The 8,801-nt window shown below is 50.9% G+C and carries 9 protein-coding genes; 8 read left to right on the top strand and 1 reads right to left on the bottom strand.

Translation table 11 applies throughout. The features are described 5' to 3' along the window. Positions 1-193 precede the first annotated feature (193 nt). The 3 genes from COY37_RS07810 (at position 194) to COY37_RS07800 (ending at position 2,126) form a co-directional block, all read left to right on the top strand. On the top strand, positions 194-442 hold the full coding sequence (locus COY37_RS07810; RefSeq protein WP_286677624.1) for a hypothetical protein: 249 nt from the start codon (positions 194-196) through the stop codon (positions 440-442). Then, positions 439-837, top strand: a complete 399-nt coding sequence (locus tag COY37_RS07805) for a type II toxin-antitoxin system VapC family toxin (protein ID WP_286677625.1) — start codon at positions 439-441, stop codon at positions 835-837. Before COY37_RS07810 ends, COY37_RS07805 begins: the two co-directional genes overlap by 4 nt. A 173-nt stretch (positions 838-1,010) precedes the next feature. Next, on the top strand, positions 1,011-2,126 hold the full coding sequence (locus COY37_RS07800; RefSeq protein WP_286677626.1) for an acyltransferase family protein: 1,116 nt from the start codon (positions 1,011-1,013) through the stop codon (positions 2,124-2,126). An 82-nt stretch (positions 2,127-2,208) separates the two neighbouring features. Here COY37_RS07800 and COY37_RS07795 read toward each other — a convergent pair whose 3' ends face one another. Continuing rightward, positions 2,209-2,415: a cold-shock protein gene (locus COY37_RS07795; protein ID WP_286677627.1), complete on the bottom strand. Its 207-nt coding sequence runs from the start codon at positions 2,413-2,415 to the stop codon at positions 2,209-2,211. 478 nt (positions 2,416-2,893) lie between these two features. Between COY37_RS07795 and COY37_RS07790 the strand changes: the two genes are divergently transcribed. The 5 genes from COY37_RS07790 to gltA all read left to right on the top strand — a co-directional run bounded on the left by COY37_RS07790 (position 2,894) and on the right by gltA (position 8,618). Beyond that, positions 2,894-3,850 carry an acyl-CoA dehydratase activase-related protein gene (locus tag COY37_RS07790; protein ID WP_286677628.1) on the top strand — a complete coding sequence of 319 codons (957 nt, stop codon included), beginning with the start codon at positions 2,894-2,896 and terminating at the stop codon, positions 3,848-3,850. Next, entirely contained in the window at positions 3,850-4,953 is a 1,104-nt protein-coding gene (locus COY37_RS07785; RefSeq protein WP_286977092.1) for a hypothetical protein, read from the top strand. Before COY37_RS07790 ends, COY37_RS07785 begins: the two co-directional genes overlap by 1 nt. Before the next feature lie 2 nt (positions 4,954-4,955). After that, a complete protein-coding gene (locus tag COY37_RS07780) occupies positions 4,956-5,945 on the top strand; it encodes an acyl-CoA dehydratase activase (protein ID WP_286677630.1) in 990 nt (329 codons plus the stop codon). 378 nt (positions 5,946-6,323) lie between these two features. Then, complete coding sequence (locus COY37_RS07775) at positions 6,324-7,163, top strand: sulfide/dihydroorotate dehydrogenase-like FAD/NAD-binding protein (RefSeq protein ID WP_286677631.1); 840 nt, start codon at positions 6,324-6,326, stop codon at positions 7,161-7,163. A gap of 12 nt (positions 7,164-7,175) precedes the next feature. Beyond that, the gene (gltA, locus tag COY37_RS07770) at positions 7,176-8,618 is read left to right on the top strand and encodes an NADPH-dependent glutamate synthase (protein WP_286677632.1); all 1,443 of its coding nucleotides are present in this window, start codon (positions 7,176-7,178) and stop codon (positions 8,616-8,618) included. The last annotated feature ends 183 nt before the right edge of the window (positions 8,619-8,801 follow it).

Here is an 8,801-nt window from a genome sequence, read left to right as displayed (position 1 = left end):
TATGCGGACCCGCTTGTACGGTGGTGTGGGAGGGTCGGCGGCGAAAGCCGCCCCCTATCCCGATCTAAATTTTTGAACCCGAGAAGGATTCGAACCTGATTTACTTTTCTTGGATAACTCAACCGAATAAAGTTAACAGTCGATCTAATTTATGATAACATGATAAGTAATATGTAATCATGGAGGCATTGTTATGGTTAGAACCCAGATTCAATTAACTGAAGAGCAGGTTACCGCTTTGAAAAAGATGGCAAGCAAAAAACATATTTCTATCGCAGAATTGGTCCGTCGAGGTGTTGATTCGGTGATTAAATCAGACGTTGAAGCCTCTGATGAAGAGCGACGGCAAAGAGCATTATCAGTTGCCGGCAAATTCAAGTCAGGCATTAAAGATCTATCGACCAACCACGATAAGTATCTAGCGGAGTCATACGGGTCATGAGCGTTTTTATCGACACCTCAGCTCTTCTTGCGGTAATGGATGCTGATGATATACATCACATGCAAGCAAGAAAAGCCTGGAATGATATTATCAGCAAAAGTGAGGTATTAATTAGCCATAATTATGTATTGGTTGAAACCTTTGCATTAGCACAGCACCGTCTGGGCGTTGAAGCGGTTTCGCTGCTTCAAAATGATGTTATCCCCATACTTACGGTAGAGTGGATTAATGAAGTCAATCACTTATCCGGTATTACTGCTCTTATTGCAGCAAATCGTAGAAAGCTAAGTCTCGTAGATTGTATTAGTTTCATCACTATGCGAAAGCTTGGAATTAAAAGGGCATTTACTTTCGATAAGCATTTTAAAGAACAGGGATTTGAGTGTGTCCCTTAAGCTGCTAACATGAGATCCTAGCGTCAATTATTATTTCCTATAGGAAATAATAATTGACGCCGGACACCAGGCATATTACATGGAGCAATTGGAATACGTCCCACTTTATGTAGAGGCCTTTATTGCTTGTGGTATACTGACCCTACCATTAGCATGCGTAGGTACATACACCTTTGGATAAGAAAATTTACTGGATAGAAAGCATAAAACTCCTAGCGTTATTAGCTATCATGACCTTCCACTTTTGGCCTGCGGTTGATCCTACTGTAAGAGATTTTGGCATCTACTTTAAAGATTGGACGCTTCTCAAACTTCCTTTAAGAAACGGCTTCCAGGGCACCTTTTTATTCTTTACCACAAGTGGAATCGGTCTTACGCTATTACTAAGCAAGAAAAAAATCACGTGGATGGAATTCTACCGGTCGAGGCTTTTACGCATCTATGTTCCTTTCTGGGTTACTATTTCAGCCGCGCTTCTCCTCTACTTTCTTGGTCGTAATGTCTCGCTAACGCCTCCGAGTAATCCCCTGCAATGGATGGGCAATATCCTGCTTCTCGAACTACCCCGCATGCAAAAACTTCAGCCCCATTTCTGGTTTTTGTTTGCCATCATCCGCTTATACGTACTTTTCCCATTCATTTATGGCTTTGCGAGAAAGACCGGTCATCTCGGGCTGGCGGGCATATTTATACTGGAGGTTTTCGCATTTACTTTATACGGTATCTTTCCTTTTCATTATTTAAAGACGTTTTTGACGCAAATCTTCGTCTGGATATTCCCGTTTTATTTTGGGATTTATGTCGCATTGATGCTCTTAAAAGACAGGGAGAAGACCGAGCGCGTTTTGCATAAGCTTTTTCCTCTAGGAGTGGTCGTTTGGGGGATAGGAACAGTAGCGAATAATTACCCGAAAGGAGATCCGATAACATTTACCTTCTTACCGCTAGGAGTTTTCATTATCGCATTTAAAGTGGCTTCTCTTAACTGGAAATTGCCCGCAGTTAATAACATCTCCTACGAGGTTTATCTTGTTCATATAACGCTTTTGGCACTCTTAAGCCCTATTTTGAAACCACTATCAACCGCTTTATTCTATTTTGCTTTTATTTTAGCCTCGCTACTTGCTGCCTATTCGGTGAATCAGGTGAGTAAGGCGATCTACGATATCGCAAATCTCAGTCCTCAACGCAGGGATTATGTAGTGCAGTCGGATGAACTGCCGGCAATCATGGAGCTGGTATCCACGGACAACTACTCGGATAGCCCTGAAAAGCTAAAGACTCGTTGAATATTATCTAGTTATCTAGGCAAACCCTAAAATAAAAAGCCACCCTCGAAAAGGTGGCTTCTTATTGTTTTAAAATCTTTGATTAGTCGATAACGACGACGTTGGATGCGCGGGCACCCTTGGCCTCCATCTGGACTTCGAACTCGACGGTAGCGCCCTCGGTAAGGGTCTTGAAACCGTCGGCATTGATAGCTGAGTGATGTACGAATACGTCCGGGCCGCCGTCCTCCTGGCTAATAAAGCCAAAGCCCTTGCTGTTATCGAACCACTTTACTGTACCTTTTGCCAAATCTTCCACCTCCTAGCGTCTTAAGACTTTTAAGCTTACGACGCTAGGTTATGCGACACTCGAAAACGAGCTTACAACACCGACAAAAAAATAAAGGCCGTCTAAAAACGAGCCCCCATTTACGAATTCACGTCTTAGCTATGCTACATTATCGGCTAAAATCCGGTTTTTGTAAAGCTATTTAGCACAAAACCCCTGCTAGGGGAAATCCACGGTATGAATATCGTTGCATGCACCCTTCAATCCCTCCTTGGATAGAGCAATCCGTTCAGCCAACCGAAGCCGATGACCAGCGGTCCGATGACGAGGATGAGGATGTAATGTTTAAAATAACCGCGCGTGGGTATTTCAAAAGAATCGCCTATAGGCGATTGCTTAAACTAATGATATGCTAATCATCGAGCAACCGATTATACTGTTTTTGTTAAATGTTGGCCGTAAAAGAGTTAAGAATTTCACGGGGGGGTGTATTCACGCGGTGAGTACAACGGTAGGTATTCCTCAGGCGTTGCTTTACTACAAATATTACCCGTTATGGGACACGTTTTTGAAAGGGCTTGGGGCCGAGGTCGTGGTTTCCAACCCCACCACAAAGAAGACGATAAATCTGGGCACATCCGTTGCGGAAAACGAGCTTTGCCTGCCGGTAAAGGTGTTTTTCGGGCACCTGCTCGACCTTAAAGACAAAGTGGACGCACTCTTTATTCCAAGGGTTATAAGCGTCGAGAGCGGTGCGTACACCTGCCCGAAGTTCTTGGGCCTGCCTGACTTGGCGCGGGCGCTTGACAAGCCGCTTCCTAAAATCTTTGAGCCCACCTTTAACGCGCGTTTAGGCAAACGGCGTTTTTTCGAGGCTCTCTTCGATTTTGGGTCGCTTTTTACCAGCAGCAAGTATAAGATTTGGCGGGCCTGGACGGCCGGGATCCATGCCCAGAAGGCGTATGAGAAAAAGCTTTTGGAGGGACTCACGCCGATCGAGGCCATAATGGGGGCGGAAAAACATGTGGCGACCGGGGATTTACGAATCGGCATCGCGGGGCATCCGTATAACGTCTCCGATCCCTATGTAAACTTAAATTTAATAAAAAAGCTCAGGGACTGGGGCGCCGACGTGGCGACCGAGGAGATGATCCCGCATGCCACGCTTGAGCGCGAGGCGAATCGTCTGCCCAAGCGCCTTTTCTGGTCGTATGAGCGCGAGGTCGTCGGCGCGGCGTTTCACTGGATGCAGACCAAGTCGGTCGACGGCATCATCTATATTCTCTCATTTGCCTGCGGCCAGGATTCTTTAATACAGGTTCTGCTTGAGATCGAGGCCAAAAAACAGCACGGCATCCCGCTGATGTCGCTGGTAATCGACGAGCACAGCGGCGAGGCGGGCATGATAACCCGCGTTGAGGCCTTTATCGATATGCTCAGGTGGAGGGCGATGTAATGAAGGTGACGTTTCCCCATATGGGAAAGCTTGATCGGGTATTTATAGATATCTTTACGCGCACCGGAATCGATTATTTGGTGCCGCCGCGCACCAGCTCGAAGACGCTGCAGCGGGGCTTGCGCTACTCACCAGAGTTCGCATGCCTTCCGTTGAAGGTAACGATCGGAAACTTCATCGAGGCCATCGAGGCCGGGGCGGATACGCTTTTAATGGCGGGCGGCGTTGGGCCGTGCCGCTTCGGCTACTACGCCGAGATACAGAAGTGCGTCTTGGAAGAGGCGGGATACAAGTTCGACATGATCGTGCTTGAGCCGCCGGCGGCGGGCTGGATGGGCTTTATCAATACGCTAAAAATCCTGGCGCCCGGAAAATCGATTTATCAGATCTGGCAGCTCATTAAAGTGAGCTTTAGTAAAGCCAGGATATTAGACGAGCTTGAAAAACATGCGTTAAAATACCGCGCCTATGAGGTTAACCGCGGCGGTACCACCAAAGCATATAAAAAAGCGTTGGATATTATGAGCCCGGCGATGACCGAAGAGGAGATCGCTCAGGCTAAGGCGGAGGCGTTTGCCGTACTCAAAGCGGTTGAAAAAGATATGGACCGCGATGTGCTCAAAGTCGGCATCATCGGCGAGTTCTACATCCTGCTCGAGCCGTTCGTAAACTTCGATATCGAGGAATACCTGGGCAACATGGGGGTATCATTAGAGCGCTCGGTGTTCCTGACCGACTGGATAAGCCCGTCGACGAAAAACCAGATCATGGGGATAAGCGACGATGAGATCGCCGCGGCCGCCAAGCCGTATCTAAACCACTTTGTCGGCGGCGAGGGGCTGCCGAGCGTGGGGCATACCTGCGTGTATGCCAAGGAAGGCCTTGACGGGGTGATCCATCTCTTCCCGTTTACCTGCATGCCGGACACCATCGCAAAATCGATCCTGCCGATGGTAAGCCGCGATCTGGATATCCCGGTTATCTCGTTCGTCATCGACGAGCAGACGGGACGCGCCGGCATATTGACCCGCCTGGAGGCCTTCATCGATCTTCTGGCGAGCCGAAAAAAGCACAGAACCAGGGAATTAGTAGGGAGGACGTAAGCATGAAGGGTTTTTTGGGCGTTGATGTTGGCTCGGTCAGCACCAACCTTGTTGTTATAGATGAGCGCGGAGATGTCGTAAGCCTTGTTTACATAAGGACGCAGGGGCAGCCGATTGTGGCCGTCCAGCAGGGGCTTAAAGAGTTGAGAGAGAAACTTCCTGAGAATGTAGAGATCGCGGGTGTTGGGACAACCGGCAGCGCGCGATACTTAAGCGGCGTTATCGTCGGCGCGGATATCATCAAGAACGAGATCACGGCGCACGCCGTTGCGGCGTCCCACGTGGTGCCGCAGGTGAGAACCGTTCTTGAGATCGGCGGACAGGACTCTAAGATCATCCTGCTTCGCGACGGCATCGTCATCGACTTCGCGATGAACACTGTGTGCGCCGCCGGGACCGGCTCGTTTCTCGACCACCAGGCGCAACGCCTCGGTATCCCGATCGAGGAATTTGGCGGCTATGCGTTAAAATCGACCGTTTCGTGCCAGATCGCCGGGCGATGCTCGGTCTTCGCCGAGTCCGACATGATCCACAAGCAGCAGATGGGATACCGGATGGAGGATATCATCTACGGCCTCTGCCAGGCGCTCGTGCGCAATTACTTGAACAACCTCGCAAAAGGCAAGGAACTGATCGCACCTATCGTCTTCCAGGGCGGGGTCGCGGCGAACGCCGGTATGAAGCGGGCGTTTGAAGAGGCGCTTCAGATGCAGATCACAATCCCTGAGCACCACCACGTGATGGGCGCAATCGGCGGGGCGCTTTTGGCGCGCGGCACGGTGCGCGACGGCAACACCAAGTTCAACGGCTTCGAGTCGGCCGACGTCGATTACCAGACGAGAAGCTTCCACTGCAAGGGCTGTGAGAACCACTGCGAGATCGTGCGCATCATGGTCTCGGCCAAGACGCTGGCCTGCTGGGGCGGTCGCTGCGGCAAGTGGGAGGTTGCAAGCGCGGAGGAAGCCGATCTGCTCGTGCAGTCCTCCACATAGGATAAAAAATTGGCGTTTAACCAGTATTATAATGTAATAACGTAGGGGCCGAGCTTGTCTCGGCCCTCCTCAGTGTATATAGATAGCCCAGGCGGGCCATAGAGCCCACATTTTTATCCGGCGGCAAACCCAACCCCTTTATTGCCTAATACCATCATGTCCGCATGTCGCATATTTAGCGACTTCTGTAGGGGTGAAAACCCGCAAAGCGATATGGTAAGATTTCCTATGCCCTTTTGAGCTGTGTTAACAGGGCGTTACACATCGATGAAGCCTTGACAACACCAGGTCACGAGGTTAAGATATAAGATGCTTTTGTGGCAAAAATTACAAATGAATTACCAATAATTTAATAATGTTGGGGGAGAGGAGTGCAAATTGGCTAAAGTTTTAGGAAAAGAAGTCCTGCGGTCCGACTTGATAGCTTTAAAGGTCGAGGCACCGGAGATAGCAAAGAAGGCTAAAGCAGGACAGTTTGTTGTTGTTCGCGCGGATGAGGTAGGAGAACGCATACCGCTTTCACTGGCTCGCATAAGCCCGGAAGATGGAAGCCTAGGTCTCGTCGTTCAGACGATCGGCGTAACATCTTCGAAACTCGGCGCCATGAATGTCGGCGATGATATCGCAGATATCGCTGGCCCGATGGGTCACGCGACCCCGATTAAGAATTACGGCAGAGTAGCTCTTCTTGGCGGTGGTTTTGGAGCTGCACCGATGTATCCAATCGGCAAGGCGCTAAAAGAAGCCGGCAACACTGTTACCTCGATTATCGGCGCACGCTCGGCCGATCTTCTCGTCTATGAGAAAGAGCTTGCTGAGTTCAGCGATCAGGTTCTTGTTTCCACAGATGATGGTAGCAAGGGCTTTAAAGGTCTTGTTACCGATGTGCTCAAGCAAGAGATCGAGGCAAATGGAGTCGATTGGGTTATGGCTATCGGTCCGGCTATCATGATGAAGTTCGTATCCCTTGCAACCAAGCCTTACGGAATTAAAACATTTGTCAGCTTGAATCCGATTATGGTCGACGGCACCGGCATGTGCGGCGCCTGCCGTGTTTCTGTTGGCGGCAAGACCATGTTCGGTTGCACCGACGGCCCGGATTTCGACGGCCACCTCGTCGACTGGGATCTTTTGATGACACGTCAGCGCACCTATCTCACTGAAGAGAAAGTTGCGATGGAAAAATATTCATGCAGTTGCGTCCCGAGCGCAAAGTAAGGAGGAGGGCAGATGGCAGAGATTAAGATACCTGAATTTACAAAAGAGGAAATAAAAGAGATTAGAAAAACCCGCACCGCAATGCCGGAGCAAGACGCTAAGGCGCGTGGGAGAAACTTCGAGGAGGTAACCATTGGCTTTACCGCCGAAGATGCCCTCCGCGAGGCGAATCGTTGCTTGGCTTGTAAGAAAAGGGATTGTGTTTCGGGATGTCCGGTCGAGGTACCGATCCCCGAGTTTATCGCTTTAATTAAAGAAGGCGATTTTATTGGCGCGGCCAAGAAGATCAAAGAGAAAAACCCCGTTCCGGCCGTTTGCGGTCGCGTATGCCCGCAGGAGAGCCAGTGCGAGTCGAAGTGCGCGCTCGGCAAGAAAAACGAGCCGGTTGCAATCGGCCGTATGGAGCGTTTTGTAGCCGACTACGAGCGCGTGAACGGCGGAGGCAGTAGCAACGGCCAGGTCAAGAAGCCAAAACCGAGCGGCTTTAAAGTCGCGGTCGTCGGTACCGGCCCGGCAGGACTTGTTGTTGCAGCCGATTTGGCTAAACTCGGCCACGAGGTTACCATGTTTGAGGCGCTTCACAAAGCCGGCGGTGTTCTCGTGTACGGTATCCCCGAGTTCAGGCTTCCAAAAGCGATCGTCCAATCGGAAGTCGACGGTATCAAGGCGCTTGGCGTCAATATCAAGGTCGACTCGGTTGTCGGCAAGCTCTACACCATTGACGAGCTTCTCGGCGATTTTGACGCCGTCTTCATCGGCTCCGGGGCAGGTCTACCGATGTTCTTGAACATCCCGGGCGAGAACCTCAACGGTGTTTACTCAGCCAATGAGTTTTTGACCAGGACAAACCTTATGAAAGCATACCTCTTCCCGGAGTATGATACGCCGATTAAAAAGGGCGGGCACGTGGCGGTCGTCGGTGGCGGAAACGTCGCGATGGATTCGGCCAGAACCGCGCTTCGGCTTGGTGCCGAGGCGGTCTACCTTGTCTATCGCCGTTCGATGGAAGAGCTTCCCGCCCGTAAAGAGGAAGTGCACCACGCGATCGAGGAAGGCATCGACTTCAGGCTTCTCACCAACCCCGTCGAGATCGTCGGCGAGGATGGCTGGGTGCGCGGCATCAAGTGCGTCAAGATGGAACTCGGCGAGCCGGATGAGTCCGGTAGGCGCCGCCCGGTTACAATCGAGGGCTCCGAGTATGTCATCGAGGTAGACACGGTGGTTATGTCGATCGGTACCGGCTCGAACCCGATTATCCCGAATTCGACGCCGGATCTCGAGATTAACAGGCGCGGCTACATCGTTGCCGACGAGAGCGGCGCGACCAGCAAGCCCGGCGTATTCGCCGGCGGCGACATCGTAACCGGCTCGGCAACCGTTATCCTGGCTGCAGGCGCAGGCCGCAAGGCCGCAAACTCGATCCACGAGTACCTGATGACGAAAGTCAAAGCCTAAGGAGAAGAAAGGGTCCGGGGTCCGGGGCCCGGGGGTCAGAAAAACTTAATTAAATCAGTAGGGCGAAGTTCAAGTTTCGCCCTACTTTTTTCGTGTGCGCCCGGCATGGGCGATAGCTTGGCGGTGAAAGTCCGCTATGGGCTTGGCAGTGGGAACCATTAGCCAAGGGCAAGGGTGTCCATC

This window comes from Candidatus Aquicultor secundus, from assembly GCF_002791875.1.
Classification (GTDB): Bacteria; Actinomycetota; Aquicultoria; order Aquicultorales; family Aquicultoraceae; genus Aquicultor_A; species Aquicultor_A secundus.
Note: the sequence above shows the minus strand (reverse complement) of the source record. Positions and strands in the feature narration are given on the sequence as shown.

What these genes read in the sequence shown, in the direction of transcription:
- COY37_RS07810 (WP_286677624.1), top strand. Translation starts at nt 194, where the DNA reads ATGGTTAGAACCCAGATTCAATTAACTGAAGAGCAGGTTACCGCTTTG.
- COY37_RS07805 (WP_286677625.1), top strand. Translation starts at nt 439, where the DNA reads ATGAGCGTTTTTATCGACACCTCAGCTCTTCTTGCGGTAATGGATGCT.
- gltA (WP_286677632.1), top strand. Translation starts at nt 7,176, where the DNA reads ATGGCAGAGATTAAGATACCTGAATTTACAAAAGAGGAAATAAAAGAG.
- COY37_RS07780 (WP_286677630.1), top strand. Translation starts at nt 4,956, where the DNA reads ATGAAGGGTTTTTTGGGCGTTGATGTTGGCTCGGTCAGCACCAACCTT.
- COY37_RS07785 (WP_286977092.1), top strand. Translation starts at nt 3,850, where the DNA reads ATGAAGGTGACGTTTCCCCATATGGGAAAGCTTGATCGGGTATTTATA.